This is a genomic window from Acidovorax sp. ACV01 (assembly GCF_014851495.1).
Classification (GTDB): Bacteria; Pseudomonadota; Gammaproteobacteria; order Burkholderiales; family Burkholderiaceae_C; genus Acidovorax; species Acidovorax radicis.
On the sequence record NZ_JACUZT010000005.1, the window covers coordinates 20987 to 40782 of the forward strand.

The 19796-nt window shown below is 66.7% G+C and carries 20 protein-coding genes; 14 read left to right on the plus strand and 6 right to left on the minus strand.

Features of this window, described 5'->3' with window-relative positions; all coding sequences use genetic code 11:
• Positions 1–41 precede the first annotated feature (41 nt).
• The 11 genes from IB243_RS15210 (at position 42) to IB243_RS15260 (ending at position 11106) form a co-directional block, all read left to right on the plus strand.
• Positions 42–1376 (plus strand): sugar ABC transporter substrate-binding protein, encoded by a 1335-nt coding sequence (locus tag IB243_RS15210; RefSeq protein WP_192428095.1) that lies wholly within the window; start codon positions 42–44, stop codon positions 1374–1376.
• A 230-nt stretch (positions 1377–1606) separates the two neighbouring features.
• Positions 1607–2470, plus strand: a complete 864-nt coding sequence (locus IB243_RS15215; RefSeq protein WP_057270516.1) for a carbohydrate ABC transporter permease — start codon at positions 1607–1609, stop codon at positions 2468–2470.
• Between the two features lie 17 nt (positions 2471–2487).
• Positions 2488–3336 (plus strand): carbohydrate ABC transporter permease, encoded by an 849-nt coding sequence (locus tag IB243_RS15220; protein WP_056163515.1) that lies wholly within the window; start codon positions 2488–2490, stop codon positions 3334–3336.
• Between the two features lie 52 nt (positions 3337–3388).
• The gene (locus IB243_RS15225; protein WP_056163517.1) at positions 3389–4441 is read left to right on the plus strand and encodes an ABC transporter ATP-binding protein; all 1053 of its coding nucleotides are present in this window, start codon (positions 3389–3391) and stop codon (positions 4439–4441) included.
• The gene (locus IB243_RS15230; RefSeq protein ID WP_192428097.1) at positions 4438–5172 is read left to right on the plus strand and encodes an SDR family oxidoreductase; all 735 of its coding nucleotides are present in this window, start codon (positions 4438–4440) and stop codon (positions 5170–5172) included. Before IB243_RS15225 ends, IB243_RS15230 begins: the two co-directional genes overlap by 4 nt.
• A 19-nt stretch (positions 5173–5191) precedes the next feature.
• Complete coding sequence (gene dalD / locus IB243_RS15235; protein ID WP_192428099.1) at positions 5192–6583, plus strand: D-arabinitol 4-dehydrogenase; 1392 nt, start codon at positions 5192–5194, stop codon at positions 6581–6583.
• 41 nt (positions 6584–6624) lie between these two features.
• Entirely contained in the window at positions 6625–7560 is a 936-nt protein-coding gene (locus IB243_RS15240; protein WP_192428100.1) for an AraC family transcriptional regulator, read from the plus strand.
• Between the two features lie 147 nt (positions 7561–7707).
• Positions 7708–9201 carry a xylulokinase gene (xylB, locus tag IB243_RS15245; protein ID WP_192428102.1) on the plus strand — a complete coding sequence of 498 codons (1494 nt, stop codon included), beginning with the start codon at positions 7708–7710 and terminating at the stop codon, positions 9199–9201.
• Between the two features lie 31 nt (positions 9202–9232).
• Positions 9233–10270 (plus strand): PfkB family carbohydrate kinase, encoded by a 1038-nt coding sequence (locus tag IB243_RS15250; protein WP_192428104.1) that lies wholly within the window; start codon positions 9233–9235, stop codon positions 10268–10270.
• 72 nt (positions 10271–10342) lie between these two features.
• Positions 10343–10621 carry a hypothetical protein gene (locus IB243_RS15255; RefSeq protein WP_192428106.1) on the plus strand — a complete coding sequence of 93 codons (279 nt, stop codon included), beginning with the start codon at positions 10343–10345 and terminating at the stop codon, positions 10619–10621.
• Positions 10618–11106: a GNAT family N-acetyltransferase gene (locus tag IB243_RS15260; protein WP_192428108.1), complete on the plus strand. Its 489-nt coding sequence runs from the start codon at positions 10618–10620 to the stop codon at positions 11104–11106. The genes IB243_RS15255 and IB243_RS15260 overlap by 4 nt, the downstream gene beginning before the upstream one ends.
• Positions 11107–11290: 184 nt before the next feature.
• Here the strand turns inward: IB243_RS15260 and IB243_RS15265 are convergent, their stop codons facing one another.
• The 3 genes from IB243_RS15265 to IB243_RS15275 all read right to left on the minus strand — a co-directional run bounded on the left by IB243_RS15265 (position 11291) and on the right by IB243_RS15275 (position 13825).
• On the minus strand, positions 11291–11758 hold the full coding sequence (locus tag IB243_RS15265) for a GNAT family N-acetyltransferase (RefSeq protein ID WP_057225693.1): 468 nt from the start codon (positions 11756–11758) through the stop codon (positions 11291–11293).
• Between the two features lie 93 nt (positions 11759–11851).
• Positions 11852–13276, minus strand: a complete 1425-nt coding sequence (locus IB243_RS15270) for an FAD-binding oxidoreductase (RefSeq protein ID WP_192428110.1) — start codon at positions 13274–13276, stop codon at positions 11852–11854.
• 90 nt (positions 13277–13366) lie between these two features.
• Entirely contained in the window at positions 13367–13825 is a 459-nt protein-coding gene (locus tag IB243_RS15275; RefSeq protein WP_192428112.1) for a DUF2069 domain-containing protein, read from the minus strand.
• A 21-nt stretch (positions 13826–13846) separates the two neighbouring features.
• Between IB243_RS15275 and IB243_RS15280 the strand changes: the two genes are divergently transcribed.
• Positions 13847–15142 carry a YihY family inner membrane protein gene (locus IB243_RS15280; protein WP_192428114.1) on the plus strand — a complete coding sequence of 432 codons (1296 nt, stop codon included), beginning with the start codon at positions 13847–13849 and terminating at the stop codon, positions 15140–15142.
• 96 nt (positions 15143–15238) lie between these two features.
• Here IB243_RS15280 and IB243_RS15285 read toward each other — a convergent pair whose 3' ends face one another.
• Positions 15239–15574 carry an Mpo1-like protein gene (locus tag IB243_RS15285; protein ID WP_192428116.1) on the minus strand — a complete coding sequence of 112 codons (336 nt, stop codon included), beginning with the start codon at positions 15572–15574 and terminating at the stop codon, positions 15239–15241.
• Between the two features lie 123 nt (positions 15575–15697).
• On the opposite strand from IB243_RS15285, the gene IB243_RS15290 reads away from it, so the two are divergent.
• Positions 15698–16948 (plus strand): DUF418 domain-containing protein, encoded by a 1251-nt coding sequence (locus tag IB243_RS15290; protein ID WP_192428118.1) that lies wholly within the window; start codon positions 15698–15700, stop codon positions 16946–16948.
• A gap of 43 nt (positions 16949–16991) precedes the next feature.
• Here the strand turns inward: IB243_RS15290 and IB243_RS15295 are convergent, their stop codons facing one another.
• On the minus strand, positions 16992–17810 hold the full coding sequence (locus IB243_RS15295; RefSeq protein WP_192428120.1) for an alpha/beta fold hydrolase: 819 nt from the start codon (positions 17808–17810) through the stop codon (positions 16992–16994).
• Positions 17811–17895: 85 nt separating this feature from the next.
• Positions 17896–19209 carry an O-acetylhomoserine aminocarboxypropyltransferase gene (locus IB243_RS15300; protein ID WP_057225842.1) on the minus strand — a complete coding sequence of 438 codons (1314 nt, stop codon included), beginning with the start codon at positions 19207–19209 and terminating at the stop codon, positions 17896–17898.
• A gap of 110 nt (positions 19210–19319) precedes the next feature.
• Between IB243_RS15300 and IB243_RS15305 the strand changes: the two genes are divergently transcribed.
• Complete coding sequence (locus tag IB243_RS15305; RefSeq protein ID WP_057225702.1) at positions 19320–19772, plus strand: CBS domain-containing protein; 453 nt, start codon at positions 19320–19322, stop codon at positions 19770–19772.
• Positions 19773–19796 lie beyond the last annotated feature (24 nt).

Genomic DNA, 19796 nt, shown 5'->3' on the forward strand with positions numbered 1-19796 from the left:
AAAGGCAGATTCCCATACCAACGACCGAGGAGACTTTTCCGATGCCACATTCCACCCCTGTCCCCATGCCCCAGCGCCTGGCCGTCGCCGTTGCGCTGGCTTTGACGTCGCTGTGCGGCGCCGCCAGTGCGCAGACCGAGCTCGTGATCGCCACCGTGAACAACGGCCACATGATCGAGATGCAGAAGCTCAGCAAGAACTTCGAGCAGGCCAACCCCGACATCAAACTCAAGTGGGTCACGCTCGAAGAAGGCGTGCTGCGCCAGCGCGTCACCACCGACATCGCCACCAAGGGCGGCCAGTTCGACGTGATGACCATCGGCATGTACGAGGCGCCCATCTGGGGCAAGAAGGGCTGGCTGCAGGAGCTCAAAACCGACGCCGCCTACGACGTGGACGACCTGCTGCCCGCCGTGCGGGGCGGCCTGTCCATCGACGGCAAGCTGTTCGCCGCGCCGTTCTACGGCGAAAGCTCCATGCTCATGTACCGCAAGGACCTGGCCGACAAGGCCGGCGTGCAGGTGCCCGAGCGCCCCACCTGGCCGCAGATCAAGGACCTGGCCGCCAAGATGCACGACCCCAAGAACGGCGTATACGGCATCTGCCTGCGCGGCAAGCCGGGCTGGGGCGACAACATGGCGTTCCTGACCACACTGGTCAACACCTTCGGCGGCCAGTGGTTCGACATGCAGTGGAAGCCGCAGCTCGAATCCAAGCCCTGGAAGGACGCGATCACCTTCTACGTGGACCTGCTCAAGAACTACGGCCCACCCGGCTCGTCGGCCAACAGCTTCAACGAGATCCTGGCACTGACCAACTCCGGCAAGTGCGGCATGTGGGTGGACGCGACCATCGCGGCATCTTTCGTGAGCGACCCCAAGCAGTCCAAGGTGGCCGACCAGATGGCCTTTGCCCAGGCGCCCACCATGAACACGCCCAAGGGCGCCAACTGGCTGTGGTCGTGGAACCTGGCCATCCCCGCCGGTTCGAAGAAGGTCGACGCCGCGCAGAAGTTCATCACCTGGTCCACGAGCAAGGACTACATCCAGCTGGTCGCCAAGACCAACGGCTGGGCCAACGTGCCCACCGGCACGCGCAAGAGCACCTACGCATCGCCTGAATTCCAGAAGGCCGCCCGCTTTGCCGCCGCCGAGAAGGTCGCCATCGACTCGGCCAACCCGACCGACTCGACCCTGCCCAAGAGCCCGTACGTGGGTGTGCAGTTCGCGGCGATTCCCGAGTTCCAGGCCATCGGCATCGCGGTGGGCCAGCAGATGAGCGCGGCGCTGGCGGGCAAGACGACGGTGGATGCGGCGCTGAAGGCATCGCAGGTGTCGGCGGACCGCGAAATGAAGAAAGCCGGCTACTACAAGTAAGCATTCATCCGGCTACTGCGCGGCCCGATCTGGGGGTGGTGTTCCTCGCCGTACGAGAGTACGGCTCCGGTACAGCACCCCCACCTCGGACCGCTCGCTACGCCGGCTGAACGCTTACTTCTCCGATGTCGGTGGCTTCGCCGGATGCACGCCGACTCGAAGCCTGTCCTGTCGATCTCTTCGCTCTGGCCTTCAGGGTGTGACCCCGTCCAGATTTCTCCGAGACTCCCATGAACCGCCGCCTGCTTCCCCGTCTGCTGCTCACGCCAGCCATGGCCACGCTATTCCTCTGGATGATCGTGCCGCTGGTGATGACGATCTACTTCTCGCTCATCCGCTACAACCTCATGCAGCCCGACCAGACGGGCTTTGCGGGGCTGGAGAATTTTGAGTACTTCGTCACCGACCCATCGTTCGGCGCGGCGGTGGTCAACACCATCTTGCTGCTGGGCAGCGTGATCCTCATCACGGTGTTCTTCGGCGTGGCGATCGCGCTGCTCATCAACGAGCCTTTTCCGGGCCGGGGCATCGTGCGGGTGCTGCTGATATCGCCGTTCTTCGTCATGCCCACGGTCAATGCGCTGATGTGGAAGAACATGATGATGAACCCCATCTACGGCGTGCTCGCGCAGGTGTGGATCTTCTTTGGCGCGGCGCCGGTGGACTGGCTCACCGACCACCCGCTGTTCTCGGTCATCGTCATGGTGTCGTGGCAATGGCTGCCGTTCGCCACGCTGATCTTCATGACCGCGCTGCAGAGCATGAACCACGAGCAGCTGGAAGCCTCGCGCATGGACGGCGCCAACTACCTGCAGCAGCTGCGCTACCTGTACGTGCCGCACCTGGGCCGCTCGGTGGCCGTGGTGGTCATGATCGAACTCATCTTCTTGCTCAGCATCTTTGCCGAGATCTACACCACCACGGCCGGCGGGCCGGGCGATGCGAGCACCAACGTCACCTTCCTGATCTTCAAGCAGGCGCTGCTCAACTTCGACGCGGGCGTGGCCTCGGCCGGGGCGCTGTTCGCGGTGGTGCTTGCCAACATCGCAGCGGTGTTTTTGATCCGCATGGTTGGCAAGAACCTCGACAAATAAGACCAGAGGCAACGCACATGACTGCAACCACCACACGACGCCGTTCCAACTTTCCGCTGGGCCTGCTGGCCCTGCGCACCGCCGCTGCCTGGGGCGTGGCGCTGCTGCTGTTCTTTCCGCTCGGGTGGCTGTTCCTCACGGCCTTCAAGACCGAGCTGCAGGCCATCGCGGTGCCGCCGCTGTTCGTCTTCACGCCCACGCTCGAGAACTTCCATGAAGTGCAAGAGCGCAGCGACTACCTGCTGTACGCCAAGAACTCGGTCATCACCAGCGTGTTGTCCACCCTGGTGGGGCTGATGCTGGCCGCGCCCGCGGCATATGCCATGGCCTTCTTCAAGGGCAAGTACACCAAGGACATCCTCATGTGGATGCTGTCGACCAAGATGATGCCCGCCGTGGGCGCGCTGGTGCCCATCTACGTGCTGGCGCAAAAGAGCCACCTGCTCGACACGCAGCTCGCGCTGATCATCGTGTTCGCGCTGTCCAACCTGCCCATCATGGTCTGGATGCTGTACTCGCACTTCAAGGACATCCCGCACGAGATCCTGGAGGCCGCGCGCATGGACGGCGCCACGCTGTGGCAAGAGGTGCGCCTGGTGCTGCTGCCCCTGGGCATGGGCGGCCTCGCATCCACCGGCCTCCTGTGCCTGGTGCTGTCGTGGAACGAGGCCTTCTGGAGCCTGAACCTGAGCGCCGCCAAGGCCGGCACGCTGGCCACGCTGATCGCGTCCTACTCCAGCCCCGAAGGCCTGTTCTGGGCCAAGCTGTCCGCCGCGTCGCTGATGGCCATTGCGCCCATCGTGGTGTTCGGCTGGTTCAGCCAGAAGCAGCTCGTTCAGGGCCTGACCTTCGGCGCGGTCAAGTAAATCCGCAGCCTGTCTTTCCCACAGTTTTTCAAGATTTCAGGAACCCGATTCCATGGCCTACCTTCAACTGCGCGGCATCGAAAAATTCTTCGGCGAGCACCGCGCCATCAAGGGCATCGACCTCACCATCCAGCAGGGCGAGTTCATCGTCTTCGTCGGCCCTTCGGGCTGCGGCAAATCCACGCTGCTGCGGCTGATCGCGGGGCTCGAAGCCATCGACGGCGGCTCGCTCATGCTCGACGGCCGCGACATCACCGACCAGCCCTCGAGCAAGCGCGACCTGGCCATGGTGTTCCAGAGCTACGCGCTGTACCCGCATATGAGCGTGTACGAGAACATGAGCTTCGCCCTCAAGCTCGCCAAGGTCGACAAGCAGGTGATCGACGACAAGGTGCAGAACGCCGCGCGCATCCTCAACCTCACCAGCTACCTGCAGCGCACGCCCAAGGAGCTGTCGGGCGGCCAGCGCCAGCGAGTGGCCATCGGCCGCGCCATCGTGCGTGCGCCCAAGGTGTTTTTGTTCGACGAGCCGCTGTCCAACCTCGACGCAGCGCTGCGCGGCCAGACCCGGGTGGAGATCGCCAAGCTGCACCGCGACCTGGGCGCCACCACCATCTACGTCACGCACGACCAGGTCGAGGCCATGACGCTGGCCGACCGCGTGGTGGTGCTGCGCGACGGCGTCATCGAGCAGGTGGGCACGCCGCTGGAGCTGTACGACAAGCCTGCCAACCAGTTCGTGGCCCAGTTCATCGGCACGCCGCAGATGAACGTGGTGCCCGTCGACAAGCTGCCGCAGCCCGTGCAACAGCAGGCGCCAACGGCCCGCGACGGCGCCGCCGTGGGCGCCATCGGCCTGCGCCCCGAGAACATCACCGTGCGCCACACCGGCGCCACGCCCGTGGGCGGCCAGGTGGACCTGATCGAAGCGCTGGGCGCCGAGACGCTGATCTACGTCAGCACGCCCGGCGGCGCGCAGTTCGTCTCGCGCCAGAACGACCGCACCGGCCTGCGCGCAGGCGATGCGGTCAGCCTGGACATCGATGCATCGCACGCGCACTGGTTCGACACCGCTGGCCGCGTCGTGGCGGGCCACGCAGCATGAGTGCCGCGCAGACATTGCAAGGGCAGGTGGCGGCGGTCACCGGCGCTGCCTCGGGCATCGGGTTCGCCAGCGCCCAGGCCATGGCCGATGCCGGCGCGCGCGTGGTGCTGATCGACCGCGACGAAGCCGCGCTGACCAAGGCGTGCGCCGCCATCGGCCCCAGCGCCTTGCCGCTGGTGCTGGACCTGCTCGATGCCCAGCAATGCGCCAGCCTTCTGCAGCGCACGCTGGCGCTCGCGGGGCAACTGGACATCTTTCACGCCAACGCCGGGCTGTATGTGGGCGGCGACCTGGTGGATGCCGACCCCGATGCCATCGACCGCATGCTGAACCTGAACGTCAACGTGGTGATGAAGAACGTGCATAACGTGCTGCCCCACATGATCGAGCGCGGCCGGGGCGACATCATCGTCACCAGCTCGCTGGCCGCGCATTTCCCCACGCCTTGGGAGCCCGTCTACGCGTCGTCCAAGTGGGCCGTCAACTGCTTCGTGCAGACCGTGCGCCGCCAGGTCTTCAAGCACGGCATCCGCGTGGGCTCCATCTCGCCCGGGCCCGTCATCACCTCGCTGCTGGCCGACTGGCCCGCGGAAAAGCTCGCCGAGGCCAAGGCCAGCGGCAGCCTCATCGAGGCCTCCGAAGTGGCCGACGTGGTGCTCTTCATGCTCACCCGCCCGCGCGGCATGACCATCCGCGACGTCGTGATGATGCCCACGAATTTTGATCTCTGAATACCCGTCTTCACGCACCATGAATTTCATCCTGCATCTGGGCCTGGGCTCCTTCCACCGTGCCCACCAGGCCGTCTACGTCCACCAGCTGCGCCAGCAAGGTGACACGGGCTGGGCCATCGCGGGCGGCAACCTGCGCCCCGACATGGCCGACACCATCGCGGCCCTGCAGACGCAGGGCGGCCGCTACACGCTCGAGACCGTCACGCCCCAGGGCGAGCGCAGCTACACCGTCATCGAATCCATACAGCGCGTGATCCCCTACCAGGACGACCTGGCCCCGCTGATCGCTGCGGGCGCCGACCCCGCCACGCGCATCATCAGCTTCACGGTGACCGAGGCGGGCTACTACCTCGATGCCCAGAACCAGCTCGACTGGTCCACGTTTGCCGACCTGCGCGCCGACCTCGCGGCCGTGAAAGCCGGCCAGGCGGGCCACACCATCTATGGTGGCCTTGTCAGCATCCTGCGCGCGCGCATGCGCTCGGGCGCCGGCCCCGTCACGCTGATGAACTGCGACAACCTGCGCCACAACGGCGACCGCTCGCGCAGTGGCCTGCTGCAGTTCATCGACGCGCTGGGCGATGCAGAGCTCAAGGCCTGGGTGGTGCAGCACACCGGCAGCCCCAACGCCATGGTCGACCGCATCACCCCGCGCCCCACGCCCGACGTGGCCGAGCGCGTGCGCGCAGCCACCGGCTGGGACGACAAGGCGGCGCTGATGGGCGAGAGCTTCATCCAGTGGGTCATCGAAGACGACTTCATCGCCGGCCGGCCCGACTGGGAGACCGTGGGCGTGGAGATGGTGCAGTCGGTACAGGCGCATGAAGAGGCCAAGATCCGGCTGCTGAACGCCACCCACAGCTGCATTGCCTGGGCCGGCACGCTGGCGGGCTACCAGTACATCCACGAAGGCACACACGATGCCGCCATCCGCCAGATGGCCTACGACTACGTCACCGACGATGCGGTCCCCGTGTTGCTGCCATGCCCCATCGACCTGGAGGCCTACCGCGACGTGGTGCTGGACCGCTTCGGCAACCCCGCCATCGCAGACACCAACCAGCGCGTGGCCATGGACGCGTTCTCCAAGATCCCCGGCATGATCGCGCCCACCATCCGCGACAAGCTGGCGCAGAGCGCGCCGTTCGACAGCGTGGCCATGCTGCCCGCGCTGTTCCTGGCCTACCTGCAGCGCTGGCACGCGGGTCAGATCCCCTACACCTACCAGGACCAGGCCATGGACCCGGCCGTGGCGCACGCCATCTGCGACGCCACCGACCCGGTCGCCGCCTTTGCGGCCGACACGACGCTGTGGGGCGAGATGGCCAGCCATCCGAAGCTGGTGGAAACCCTGCGCAAAGCCTACGCCCGCGTGTTGGTTTTTGTGGCGGACCGTGCGCAGGCCTGATGCTGGTGTAACTTCAACGGACTGTCCGCCCACACCCTGCCATGACCGTGAAAACGCCCATTGCCCCGCGCCAGACCAAACCCGAGCTGGAGCACGACTATGTGCGCTCGCCTGCGCTGGGCTATGAGTCGCCCGAGACGGCGGGCTTCATCCGCTGCCTGTCGCACGGGTTTCCCACGCCGCTGGCGCGCTGGCATTACCACGACGAGTACGAGCTGCACCTCATCACCGCGACGTCGGGCAAGGTGTTCGTGGGCGACTGGATCGGGCAGTTCCAGCCCGGCCACCTGGTGCTGACGGGGCCGCGTCTGCCGCACAACTGGATCAGCATGGACCTGCCCGAAGGGGGCGTGCCGCTGCGCGACCTGGTGATCCAGTTCTCGCACGCGCCGCTGGTGGCCAGCAGCGAAACCATCCCCGAGCTGCGCGAGGTGCTGCCTCTGCTGGAGCGCGCGCGCCACGGCGTGGAGTTCTTTGGCATGGAAGCGCAGGCCCAAGACCACTGGCACCGCATCAAGGCGCGCCAGGGGCTGGCCCGGTTCGGCGCGTTCTGCGAATTCATGAGCGACCTGGCGCGCTGCACCGACTTTCGCCTGCTGTCGAGCACGCAGCTGCAAAGCGAGGACAACGACACCCAGCTCGACCAGATCAATGCCATCGTGAGCCGCATCACCGACCACCTGGCCGAACCACTGGCAGCTGCCGACCTGGCGCAAGAGCTCGGCATGACGGAAAGCCGCTTCTCACGCTTCTTTCGCCGGGCCACGGGCAACACCTTCACCGACTTCGTGAACCTGGTGCGCGTGAACCGCGCCTGCCAGCTGCTCATGGAGTCCGACCGCTACATCACCCACATCGCGTACGACGTGGGCTTCAACAACATGGCCAACTTCAACCGCCGGTTTCTGGACATCAAGGGCATGACGCCGAGCGAGTACCGCAAGCAGGGTGTGGGGCGGTATGGCAAGTCCCCCTGAGTCGCTTGCAGCGCCTTCCCCCTGAAAAGGGGGCGACGCCCTTGCTGCGAAGTAGCCCTCGCTGGGCGTCCCTGGCCTGGAGCGCTCCCGTTGCAAGCGGCTGGGGCATCGCTTTCACTTTGATCCACTGACATTTGCCCATCATCCATGTACCTCGGAATCGATTTAGGCACCTCGGGTGTCAAGCTCCTGCTGCTCGACGAAACGCAGACCGTGATCGCCACTGCCGACGCTGCCGTGGCCCAATACCGCCCCCAGCCCACCTGGAGCGAGCAGCACCCGGCAGACTGGCTGGCCGCGGTAGAAACCGCCGTGGCGCAGCTGCGCGCGCAGGCGCCTGCCGCGTGGGCGCAGGTGCGGGGTGTGGGGCTGTCGGGCCACATGCACGGCGCCGTGGTGCTGGGTGCGCAGGCCAACGTGCTGCGCCCCGCCATCCTGTGGAATGACGGCCGCGCCAGTGCGGAATGCGCCGCACTGGAGCAGGCTGTGCCCACCTCGCGCCAGATCACCGGCAACCTCGCCATGCCCGGCTTCACCGCGCCCAAGCTGCTGTGGCTGCGCACGCACGAGCCAGAGGTGTTTGCACAAATCCGCACCGTGCTGCTGCCCAAGGACTGGCTGCGGTTGCAGCTCACCGGCGATGCGGTGAGCGACATGTCCGACGCATCCGGCACGCTGTGGCTCGATGTGCAGGCCCGCGCCTGGAGCCCGGCGATGCTGCAGGCCTCGGGGCTCGATGCATCGCACATGCCGCTGCTGGCCGAGGGCAGCGCGGCCACCGGCACCTTGCGCGGCGATGTGGCGCGCCGCTGGGGCTTGGGTGATGGGGTGGTGGTGGCGGCAGGCGCGGGCGACAACGCCGCCAGCGCCGTGGGTGTGGGCGCCCGCACTACGGGCCAGGGCTTTGTGTCGCTGGGGACCTCGGGTGTGGTCTTTCGTGTGACGAATGCCTTTGCACCTGCCACCGAACGCGCCGTGCACGCCTTTGCGCATGCGCTGCCGCAGCGCTGGCACCACATGTCGGTCATGCTCAGCGCGGCCAGTGCGTTCGGCTGGGTCACGCGGCTCACGGGGCGGGGCGATGAGGCGCAGCTGTCGGACGCCGTGGGCGCCATGCCCGCCAGCCGGCAGGCACAGGCACCGCTGTTCTTGCCCTACCTGAGCGGCGAGCGCACGCCGCACAACAATGCGGCTGCGACCGGTGTCTTCATGGGCCTGCGCGCCGAACACGACGCCACCGACCTTGCCTACGCCGTGATCGAAGGCGTGGGCTTTGGCCTGCTGGATGGCCTTAACGCCATGCGCGCCGCAGGGGTGGGGCAGGGCAGTGCCGTCGGCGTTTCGGGGCATGGCGATCCCGCCCTGGCGCTGGTCGGCGGCGGAGCCCGCAGCAACCCCTGGGCGCAGCTCTTGGCCAGCGCCCTGGATTGCCCGCTGCAGCGCCCCCAGGGCGCACACGCCGCCGCTGCCCTGGGCGCCGCCCGCCTGGCTGCCATGGCCTGCGGTGGCGACGAAGCCCACTGGTGTCAGCCCCTGCCCGCCGACGCCACTTTCAGCCCCCAGCCCGCACAACAAGCCCTGCTGGCCGAGCGCTACGCCCGCTTTGTCGCGCTATACCCGGCACTGCAATCGCAGTTCTGATGCTGCTGTCCGCATCCTCTTCACATCCACCATGACTTCGGTACACAACACTTCCCAGGCCACGGCTCCCATACAGGCCGCCATTGCAGGCGAGGCCCTTATCGACCTCATCCGCCGCCCCGATGGCAGCTACCTGTCGTGCCTGGGCGGTGCGCTGTACAACCTGTGCCGCGCGCTGGCCCGGCAGGGCGTGGGCACGCAGTACCTCAACCCCTTGTCGCGCGACCGCTTTGGCCGCGAGCTGGCCGCGCAGCTGGTCGCCGACGGCGTGTTGCTCGCCCAGCCCGAGCCGGTGCAACAAGTCACATCACTGGCCGTGGTCAACCTCAATGAACACGGCCACCCCGACTACGCCTTCTACCGCGAGGGCGTGGCCGACCGCGCCGTGTCGGCACAAGGCCTGGACGATGCCTGCATCGCCTTGCCCGCACTGCAAGTGGTGTGCACCGGCGCGCTGGCGCTGGACGCACGCGACATCGACATCTACCTGCCCTGGCTCGAAGCCCAGCGCGCAGCAGGCCGCTGCGTAGTGGCCGATGCCAACCTGCGCCCCTCCGTCATGCCCGACTTGGTTGCCTACCGCACCACGGTGCACGCCGCGCTGGCCCACGCCCACATCATCAAGGTCAGCGACGAAGACCTGGACCACCTTGCCGTGCCCGGCACTGACGCGTTGGCCCGCGCCCGCCACCTGCTGGCCGCCAACCCCCAGGCCCACCTGCTGGCACTGACGCTGGGCGGGGATGGTGCATGGCTGCTGCATCGCAACGGCGCACAGTGTTTTGCCAAGGAGGCCCAGCCGCTGCAGGTGGTGGACACCGTGGGCGCGGGCGACAGTTTTCTGGCCGGACTATTGGCGCACCTGCTGCGGCAGGCGCAGGCTGCCGGTGGCGCAGAGAGTTTTGCGCATTTCGTCGCAAGCTTGACGGCTGAAACGTGCCAGCACGCGCTGCGCCACGCGCTGGCCAGCGCGAGCCTGTGCGTGATGGAGCAGGGTTGTGTTCCACCGGGGTGGGAGGCGGCAGACGCGTGGAGTCGGCTGCATCCGGCAGCCCAAGACCCAGCTTGAGGAACGGGACCGCAGACGTTCTTATCTTCGGGCCGTCTATCATTTCCCCTCGCAAATTCCCGGAGGATGCAGATGACAGAGTTTGTGGTTGCGATGCTGTGGTCGGTGGTGGAGGTGCTGCTGGTGTATACCGGTGCGCTGTTGGTGCGCGTTCTCAGCTTGGGCCGCTGGCGCACGGAAAACGCGCGCAACAAGGAAGCCCGCATCTTTGCACCCGCAGGGGCGTTGTCGTTTCGGCGTGACGGCCAGCGTGTGGTGACCGCGAACGGGGTGTACATGGCGGGCTTCCTGTTCTATGCAGTGCTGGCGGTGGGGCTGGTGAGTGTGGTGCGATGGGGCTCAGCAGCATGACGGCCTCTGGTGAGGCGCCCCACGCACTGTGCGTCGTACCGATCGGCTGCGGTACAGCACAAGCCGCCTGCCACGTCGTCCGCCAGTCCATCACCCACTGCTGCGCGCCCGACCACGGTAGCGACCCCGCCATCCTCGCCGCATGGCTGGCCAACAAGACCCCGGAGAACCTGGCCGCGTGGATCACCGCGCCCGATGCAACGGCGTGGGCCGCGTACTGCGGGGAGGCGATGGTGGGTTTTGCTCTGCTGACGCGGACCACGCTGGCGCTTTGCTATGTGGTGCCAGAGGCCTTGCACCAGGGCGTAGGCCGCGCCTTGTTGCGTGAGGCCGAGGCCCGTGCGCGAGAGTTGGGGTTGGCGGCCCTGGAGCTGGAGAGTACGCGCACGGCGGAGGCTTTTTACCGCCGCAATGGCTATGAACCCGCAGGTGCAGTGCAGTCTTGGGCAGGGCTGCAGGCGCAGCCGATGCGCAAGGTGTTCTGAAGAGCGCTCTGGGCCGCGTGGAACGCGATGCCCAGAGCCACGACCCCGCCGAGTGCCCTGTTCATCAGGGTTGTGGCCGTCGTTGGAAGCGAGAATTTTGATAAAAAATGGCTCTGGCGCTTGATGCGTAAGCGCAAGCAGCTATTGTTTTAATAGTAAATCCGGCGTGGCTGGCAGGCGTTGATCAGAGTTCCTGCGCGTAGACGATGGACCCGTGGTGCTTGGCCATCTTGTCGTACAGCACTCGCGCGGTGGTATTGGTTTCGTAGGTCTGCCAGTACACCCGGGACGATCTGGCCGCGCGTGCCGCGTCGTAGACGGCATCGATGAGCGCACGCCCCACGCCCCGGCCCCGTGCGGCTTCGTGGGTATACAGGTCGCTCAGGTAGCAGATCGGATCGATGCGTGTCGTGCTGCGGTGAAAAAGGTAATGCGCAAGCCCGAGGATCTTGCCGTCCGCAGTGTCCTGCGCCACGAGGCAGAAGACGGGCTCTGCCGGGTCCAGCAAGCGCTGCCAGGTGGTTGCGTTGATGTGTTCGGGCAGCGCAGTGGCGCCAAAGCGGCCGTAAAACGCGTTGTAGCCATCCCAGAGCGGCCGCCATGCGGCGTAGTCTTCGGACTGAACGGGGCGCACGGAAACGGTAGCGGTCATGGGACGGGCCTTCCTGGAAAGGGTTGCGGATGGGCGGTGAACAGGGGGCGCAAGGGATGTGCGGGGGCTGTGGCCTTGTGGGGCCACCGTCTGTCAGGCGCGTGGCTGCAGCACCCGCCCGGGATTCATGATCCCCTGCGGGTCCAGCGCCTGCTTGATGGCACGCATCATCGATAGCGCCACGGGCGATTGGTACTTCTCCAGCTTGTCGGCCTTGAGCTCGCCAATGCCATGCTCGGCCGAGAACGAGCCGCCGAACTCGGCCACGGCCTCGTACACCAGGTGGTGCACATGCTGCTCATGGTCGCGCAGGAAGGCCTTGGCATCGCCTTCCGCGGGCGCCTGCACGTTGTAGTGCAGGTTGCCGTCGCCCAGGTGTCCAAAGTTGACCAGGCGCACGCCGGGGATTTCGCGCTGCAGCACCGCATCGGTGTGCGCCACAAAGGCGGGGATGCGCGAGATCTGGATGGAGATGTCGTGCTTGATGTTCAGGCCTTCCTCGGCCTGCGCGAGCGGAATGTTTTCGCGGATGTGCCAGAGCTGGCTGGCCTGGGTGAGGTTCTCGGCCACCACGGCGTCGGTCACGCAGCCCAGCTCGAACGCGGTCTCCAGCAGCGCTTCGAAACGGGCGCGGGCATGTTCCTCGGATTCGCTGTCGGAGTTTTCGAGCAGCACACACCAGGGCGCGTTGTCGTCGCCCAGAAACGGCACGCGCAGTTGTGGCATGTGCTTGCCCACCAGGCTCAGCGCAAACTGCCCCATCACCTCAAAGCCCGTGAGGCCCGCGCCCAGCTGCTTGTGCGCCAAGCCCAGCAGCGCCACGGCGTGTTCCATCGACGGCACGGCAGCCCAGGCCGTGAGGCGTGCTGCGGGCTCGGGGTAGAGCTTGAGCGTGGCGGCGGTGATGATGCCCAGCGTGCCTTCGCTGCCGATGAACAGGTCGCGCAGGTCGTAGCCGGTGTTGTCCTTGCGCAGGCCCTTGAGGCCATCCCACACCTCGCCCTGGGCGGTGACCACTTCGAGGCCCAGGCACAGGTCGCGTGCATTGCCATAGCGCACCACCTGCGTTCCGCCCGCGTTGGTGCCCAGGTTGCCGCCGATGGTGCAGCTGCCCTCGGCCGCCAGCGACAGGGGAAACAGCACACCCGCGTTCTGCGCAACGTCCTGCAGGTTCTGCAGGATGCAGCCGGCTTCCACGGTCATGGTCAGGTTGTCGGTGTCCACGCTGCGCACCGCGTTCATGCGCGTGAGGCTCAGCACGATCTGCGTGCCGGAGTCGTCGGGTGTGGAGCCCACGGCCAGGCCGGTGTTGCCGCCTTGCGGCACGATGGAGGTGCCCGCTGCGGCGCAGGCCTTGACCACGGCGGCCACTTCCTGCGTGCTGGCGGGGCGCACCACGGCCAGGGCCTTGCCGCGCACGCGGCGGCGCCAGTCCTGCTCCCAGGCAGAGAGGTCGCCTTCGGTGATCACATGGGCGGGGCCGACAAGGGTGCGCAGGGTGTCAAGCAAAGTGGTCATGGCAGAGCTTTTTCAAAGTCAGGAAAAGGGTGTGGCAGCAGCATCCAGGGTGTTCGCGGCATCGATGGCATCAACATGCATTGACAGCCATCAGGGCGCCGATGTGGCCGCAGGGACTGCCGCTGCTGCTGCCGCGGCCTTCGCATTGCGCTGGCGCAGCCGCACGTGCAGCGTGCACGCGGTGAACAGCACCAGGCACAGCGCCACCTCGGCCCAGGCGAGCCATTGCGAGGGCGGCTTGTCGCTCCAGCCGCGCACCACGCCTTCGGTGAAATACAGCCAGATCACCAGGCTGACCCAGCGGTAGGTGTACATGCGGTTCTTGAGGATGCCGGCGAGCGGAATGCACAGCGGCAGCGCCTTGAGCGCCAGCCAGGAGCCGCCGGGGCGCAGCGGTGCCAGCGCCAGCTCCCAGGCCAGGCACAGCGCGATCAGCGCCAGCAGGCAGCCGGTGGCCACCCAGCGCGTGGCGGCCACGGAGTTGTCGGAGGGGAGCGCGGGCACGGAAGCGGCGGCTGGGGTGGCAGGAGCGGCGGGGGAGGCAGTCATTGGGGTGGCATCATATCGGCCATGCCCTTTTCCTTACAGACAGTAGCGTCGCGCACCGAAGCGCTGATGACCGAGCTGTCGCACTTTCCCTGGCGGACCACTGCGCAGACCTTGCGCGAGCGGTTCCGTGAAGACCACCTGGGCCTGACCGCCAGCAGCCTCACCTTCACCACCATTTTGGCGCTGGTGCCCTTCTTCACCGTGGCACTGGCGGTGTTCACGGCGTTCCCCATCTTCGGCAAGCTGCAGGATGCGCTGCAGGGCTGGCTGGTGAACAGCCTGGTGCCCGACAGCATCTCGCGCCAGGTGCTCGGTTACCTCACGCAGTTTGCAGCCAAGGCCAGCAGCCTGGGGGTGGCCGGTTTCAGCATCTTGCTGGCGACGGCGCTGGCGCTGATCCTGACCATCGACCGCACCCTCAACGACATCTGGCGCGTGCAGCGGCTGCGGCCGCTGGGGCAGCGGGTGTTGATCTACTGGGCCGCCATCACGCTCGGCCCGCTGCTCATGGGGGCCAGCCTGGCGCTCACGTCGTATGTGATGTCGGCCTCGGGCGGGCTGGTCAAGCGCCTGCCCGATGGTGTGCAGCTGCTGTTCGATTCGATCCAGTTCGTGGTGCTCGCGGGCGGCATGGCGTCGCTGTACCACTATGTGCCCAACACGCCGGTCAAATGGCGGCATGCCTGGACGGGCGGGCTGTTCGTGTCGGTGTGCATCGAGCTGGCCAAAAAGGTGCTGGCGCTGTACCTGGGCAAGGTGCCCACCTATTCGGTGGTGTATGGCGCGTTTGCCACGCTGCCTATCCTGCTGGTGTGGATCTATGTGGCCTGGGTCATCGTGCTGCTGGGGGCGGTGGTCACGGCCTACCTGCCCAGTTTGCTGGCGGGTGTGGCGCGGCGCAGCACGGTGGCGGGCTGGACGTTTCAGCTGGCGGTGGAGGTGCTGCAGCAGCTGCACCGCGTGCGCCACCAGCCTCTCAAAGGCCTGCGCCCTGGCCAGCTCGCCCAGTTGCTGCGGGTGGACGTGCTGCAGCTGGCCCCGGTGCTGGAGGCGCTGACCGCGCTGGACTGGGTGGGCCAGGTCAACGATGCGGCCGTGGACGCATCGGATGTGCCCGAGCCCCGCTATGTGCTGCTGGCCAACCCGGGCGCGACACCCCTCGCACCGCTGGTGCAGCGCCTGCTGCTGGAGCGCGCCGAGAGCCTGCAGCCGCTGTGGTCACAGGCCCGGCTGGACGGATTGCTGCTGGAGGATGTGCTGCAGCCGGGTGCTGGCGCTGACCCCGCCCTGGGCGCGCAGCGAGTAGGGTTTGTGTAAGCTATCGAAAATATAGCTACTTGCGCTTGTTGGATAAGCGCTAGGGCCTGTTTTTACTTGAATTTATCGCCGTGGCAGCTGTGGCGAATCACCGCTTCAGAACGGCACCTTCCTCGTCCAGATGTCCTTGTACATCACCCAGTCGCCCATGAAGCTGTAGAGCGGCCGCTTGAAGCTGGCGGGCTTGTTCTTCTCAAAGCCGAAGTGACCCACCCAGGCAAAGCCGTAGCCGCACAGCAGCCCGTACAGCAGGTACTGCGGCTTGCCCGTGGCCAGCAGCATGGCCATGCAGACCAGGGTGAGCGTGGAGCCCACGAAATGCAGCCGGCGGCAGATGCGGTTGCTGTGCTCGCTCAGGTAGAAAGGGTAGAAGTCGGCAAAGCGCTTGAAGGTGCGCGGGTCGGTGGGGGGGTGGGGTGCACTGATGTCCATCGTTGTCTCCTTGTGGGCGGGACTGCCCCGGTGCCAATCGCTTTATACGCCCAGGCCCCAAAAAATGCTGTGCCTTGATGGACAGGGGTTGTTGCGGGCTGTCCTTGAACGGGTTCTGCCACTATGGCCATGATGACTTCCATTGAATCCACCACCACCCCACCTGGCAGTGCCCCGTCAGTGGGCCGCGAGCACGCCATCGATGCACTGCGCGGCTTTGCGCTGCTGGGCATCCTCATGGTCAATGCGGGCAGTTTTGCCTCTACCTACTTTGGCGTGGGGGTGTCCGACCCGGCCTTCTCGCGGCCCGTGGACCACGCTGTGCGGTGGCTGGTGAGCTTCCTCTTCGAGACCAAGTTCTACCTGCTGTTCTCGCTGCTGTTCGGCTACAGCTTTGCGCTGCAGATGGACGCCGCCCAGCGCGCCGGCAGCGCTTTTGTTCCGCGCTTTCTGCGGCGCTTGCTGGGGCTCTTGCTGCTGGGGCTGGGGCATGCGTGGCTGCTGTTTGCGGGCGACATCCTGGTCACCTACGCGCTGCTGGGCCTGCTGCTGCTCGCATGGCGGGGCGTGCGCCCGGCCATGGCGGTGGTGCTGGCACTGGCGCTGCTGGGCGCCACTGCCGGGGGCTGGGGCCTGCTGGCCTGGCTGGTGGCACAGGTGCCGCCGATGGACCTGCCCCTGGCCGAGCTGCACGCGAAGGCGCAGCAGGCCGCGCAGGCGTATCGCGCCAGTGCCCTGGAGGCCATTGCGCAGCGTGGGCGGGACATGGCCGAGGGCGTGTGGTTTGTGCTGGTATTCGTGCAGGGCCCGTGTGCGCTGGCCATGTTCCTGCTGGGGCTGGCGGCGCACCGCACCGGCTATCTGGCCACCGTGGCGCGGCAACCCGCGCGGCTGCGCCGCTGGATGGCGTGTTGCCTGCCTGTGGGTGTGGCGGGCGCGTTGTTCTATGCCTCGGTGCAGTCCGGGGCCAGCGGGGCCCAGCAGCCCGAGCAGGTGGGCCTGGCCGCGCTGGCGGTGGATTTGGCCACCGCGCCGCTGCTCACTTTTGGCTATGTTGCGCTGCTGCTGTGGCTTCTGCAGCGCGGCCCTGCCGGGCAGCGGCTGGGCGCGGCGCTGGAGCCTGCGGGACGCATGGCGCTGTCGAACTACCTGCTGCAGTCGCTGGTGGGGGCGCTGGTCTTCACGGCCTATGGCCTGGCGCTGGTGGGCCAGGTGTCGCCAGGGTGGGTGGTGCTGGGCGTGCTGGTGCTGTACGCCACCCAGCTGGCGTGGAGCCGCCGCTGGATGGCCATGCATGCCTATGGCCCGGTGGAGTGGCTGCTGCGGGCCTTCACGCTCTGGCAGTGGCCTGTCTGGCGGCGCGGCGCACGCTGACCTGCGGTGCGGCAGGCCAGCGGCGTGTATTGCCTCTGCGGGATCAGCGGGCCAGGAAATCGCGCAGCGCGAACAGCGTTTCTTCCGGTGCCTCGGTCATCTGGTGGTGGCCCACCGGCAGGTTTGCCACCTGCACCGATTTGCCCGCTGCACGTGCAGCACTGATCAAACCCTGCGCGGCCTTGGGCGCGGTCATCTGGTCCTGCGCGCCCAGCGCAAACAGCACTGGGCAGGTGAGTTGCGCCATGGCGGCCTCGCCCCCCGCATAGCTGTCGCAGGCCACAAACCCCCGGTGGAACACGTTGACGGCCGGGTTGCTGCGCAGCACCTTGCGGCCCAGCGCCATGCTGGCGCCAAACACCCAGGTGCCCGGCCCCAGCGCAGACGGGGGCGCCGCCAGCGTGTTGCGCGAAAACACGTTGACCATGCGCAGGGCCTTTTCGGGGTCGCTCTGCGAGGCCTCGATGAGGGCGGGCGACACCTTCATCGGGAAGGCCGTGCCCACCAGCACCAGGTGGCTGACGCGGTCCTTGAGCCGCGCGGCGGCTTCCATGGCGATGAGAGAACCCCAGCTGTGCCCCACCAGCGCCGCGCGCTGCACGCCTGCGGCATCGAGCAGTGCGCCAATGAAGTCGGCCGCCTGTTCCACCGATGCGGGCGCTTCACCGTCGCTGCGGCAGTGGCCCGGCAGGTCGATGGCCAGCACGTTCCAGCCGTGGTTGGCCATGTAGCGGCTTTGCAGGGCCCACACGCTGTGGTCGTTGAGCACGCCGTGGATGAACACCACCGTGGGCTTGGCAGCATCAAATGCCTTGCCGCCGGTGTAGCAATAGATGGCAGCGCCGTTGACTTGGAGGTGCATGGTCAGGACTCCCGCCGGGCCGCCCCAAGGGAGGCCTGCGTCCCCTTGGGGGGCAGCGAATACACGAAGTGATGAGCGTGGGGGTTCATGGGTTTACTGCTTTCTCGGCGGCTTTCAACGCGCGCTTGAGGTCGTCGATCAAGTCATCGGCGTCTTCGAGGCCAATGGACAGCCGGATGGTGCCCTGGGTGATGCCCGCGCTGGCCAGGGCCTCGTCGGTCATGCGGAAGTGCGTGGTGCTGGCAGGGTGGATCACGAGGCTGCGGCAGTCGCCCACATTCGCCAGGTGGCTGAAGACCTTGAGGGTTTCGATGAATTTCTTGCCCTGTTCGCGGTTGCCCTTGAGGTCAAAGCTGAACACCGAGCCCGCGCCGCGCGGCAGCAACTTTTGCGCGAGCGCATGGCTCCCGTGCGATGCCAGCATGGGGTGGCCCACGCGTGACACGAAGGGCTGCGCGGCCAGAAATTCCACCACCTTCTCGGTGTTGCGCATGTGCTGCGCCATGCGCAGCGGCAGGGTCTCGACGCCCTGCAGAATGAGCCAGGCCGTGTGCGGGCTCATGCAGGCGCCAAAGTCGCGCAGGCCCTCGCGGCGTGCGCGCAGCAGGAAGGCGCCCACAGTGCTTTCTTCGGTGAACACCATGTTGTGAAAGCCGTCGTAGGGCTGGGTCAGCTCGGCAAATTTGCCGGCGGATTTGGGGCCGTCCCAGTCAAAACTGCCGCCATCCACCACGATGCCCCCCACCACAGTGCCGTGGCCCGAGAGGAACTTGGTGGCCGAGTGGTAGACCAGATCGGCGCCATGTTCCAACGGCCGCATGAGCCAGGGCGAAGTCAGGGTGGAGTCCACCAGCAGCGGTACGCCCGCCTCGTGGGCAATAGCGCTCACGGTGGGGATGTCCAGCACATCCAGGCCCGGGTTGCCCACGGTCTCGCCAAAGAACAGCTTGGTGTTGGGCCGCACGGCGGCGCGCCAGGCGTCGATGTCGCCGGGCTTCACAAAGGTGGTCTCGATGCCAAAACGCGAGAGCGTGTAGTGCAGCAGGTTCTGCGAGCCGCCATACAGGGCTGTGCTGGCCACGATGTGGCTGCCTGCGCCCATCAATGTGGCCACAGCCAGGTGCAGCGCTGCCTGGCCGCTGGCGGTGGTGATGGCGCCCACGCCGCCTTCCAGGGCCGACACGCGTTGCTCCAGCACCGCGTTGGTGGGGTTGCTGATGCGGCTGTACACATGCCCGCCACGCTCCAGGTTGAACAGCGAGGCCGCATGGTCGCTCGATTCAAAGACGAATGACGTGGTCAGGTGGATGGGGGTGGCGCGTGCGCCGGTGGCGGGGTCGGGGCTGGCGCCAGCGTGCAGGGCCAGCGTGTCAAAGCCGGGGTCGGAGTAACCGGGCATCTGTGTGTCTCCCATGTTGTCAATTCAGCCGGGCATTGTGGGCTATATTTGGTAGCAAATTGTCTACAGCGCCTGCCGCGCTGCTCTTGCCCTCTCGGAGACCCAGCACCATGAAAGTCAGCGACATCCTTCGCGTCAAAGGCAACACCCTGTACACCGCTTCGCCCGACGAACCGCTGGCAGGCGCCGTGGGCCTGATGGCCGAACGCGACATCGGCTCCCTGGTGGTGATGGAGCATGGAGACCTGGTGGGCATGCTCACCTTCCGCGAGGTGATCCAGGCCGTGGTCAAGAACGGCGGCAGCGTGGGGACGATGCTGGTGCGCACGGCGATGGACGATGCACCCCTGACCTGTACGCTCGAAACCGACATGGACGAAGTGCGCCGCATGATGCTGGACCGCCATGCGCGCTACATGCCCGTGATGGACCGCAAGATGCTCATGGGCGTGATCAGCTTCTACGACGTGGCCAAGGCCGTGGTGGACAGCCAGAACTTCGAGAACAAGATGCTCAAGGCCTACATCCGCGACTGGCCGGAAGACGAGTCCCGCAGCGGCTGACCGCCGCGTCGCCCGGGTACCGGG

Coding starts and splice junctions, on each gene's coding strand:
- IB243_RS15230 (WP_192428097.1), top strand. CDS start 4,438: ATGAGTGCCGCGCAGACATTGCAAGGGCAGGTGGCGGCGGTCACCGGC.
- IB243_RS15255 (WP_192428106.1), top strand. CDS start 10,343: ATGACAGAGTTTGTGGTTGCGATGCTGTGGTCGGTGGTGGAGGTGCTG.
- xylB (WP_192428102.1), top strand. CDS start 7,708: ATGTACCTCGGAATCGATTTAGGCACCTCGGGTGTCAAGCTCCTGCTG.
- IB243_RS15295 (WP_192428120.1), bottom strand. CDS start 17,810: ATGCACCTCCAAGTCAACGGCGCTGCCATCTATTGCTACACCGGCGGC.
- IB243_RS15250 (WP_192428104.1), top strand. CDS start 9,233: ATGACTTCGGTACACAACACTTCCCAGGCCACGGCTCCCATACAGGCC.
- IB243_RS15290 (WP_192428118.1), top strand. CDS start 15,698: ATGGCCATGATGACTTCCATTGAATCCACCACCACCCCACCTGGCAGT.
- IB243_RS15270 (WP_192428110.1), bottom strand. CDS start 13,276: ATGACCACTTTGCTTGACACCCTGCGCACCCTTGTCGGCCCCGCCCAT.
- IB243_RS15285 (WP_192428116.1), bottom strand. CDS start 15,574: ATGGACATCAGTGCACCCCACCCCCCCACCGACCCGCGCACCTTCAAG.
- IB243_RS15260 (WP_192428108.1), top strand. CDS start 10,618: ATGACGGCCTCTGGTGAGGCGCCCCACGCACTGTGCGTCGTACCGATC.
- IB243_RS15220 (WP_056163515.1), top strand. CDS start 2,488: ATGACTGCAACCACCACACGACGCCGTTCCAACTTTCCGCTGGGCCTG.
- IB243_RS15275 (WP_192428112.1), bottom strand. CDS start 13,825: ATGACTGCCTCCCCCGCCGCTCCTGCCACCCCAGCCGCCGCTTCCGTG.
- IB243_RS15305 (WP_057225702.1), top strand. CDS start 19,320: ATGAAAGTCAGCGACATCCTTCGCGTCAAAGGCAACACCCTGTACACC.
- IB243_RS15280 (WP_192428114.1), top strand. CDS start 13,847: ATGCCCTTTTCCTTACAGACAGTAGCGTCGCGCACCGAAGCGCTGATG.
- IB243_RS15225 (WP_056163517.1), top strand. CDS start 3,389: ATGGCCTACCTTCAACTGCGCGGCATCGAAAAATTCTTCGGCGAGCAC.
- IB243_RS15240 (WP_192428100.1), top strand. CDS start 6,625: ATGACCGTGAAAACGCCCATTGCCCCGCGCCAGACCAAACCCGAGCTG.
- IB243_RS15300 (WP_057225842.1), bottom strand. CDS start 19,209: ATGCCCGGTTACTCCGACCCCGGCTTTGACACGCTGGCCCTGCACGCT.
- dalD (WP_192428099.1), top strand. CDS start 5,192: ATGAATTTCATCCTGCATCTGGGCCTGGGCTCCTTCCACCGTGCCCAC.
- IB243_RS15215 (WP_057270516.1), top strand. CDS start 1,607: ATGAACCGCCGCCTGCTTCCCCGTCTGCTGCTCACGCCAGCCATGGCC.
- IB243_RS15210 (WP_192428095.1), top strand. CDS start 42: ATGCCACATTCCACCCCTGTCCCCATGCCCCAGCGCCTGGCCGTCGCC.
- IB243_RS15265 (WP_057225693.1), bottom strand. CDS start 11,758: ATGACCGCTACCGTTTCCGTGCGCCCCGTTCAGTCCGAAGACTACGCC.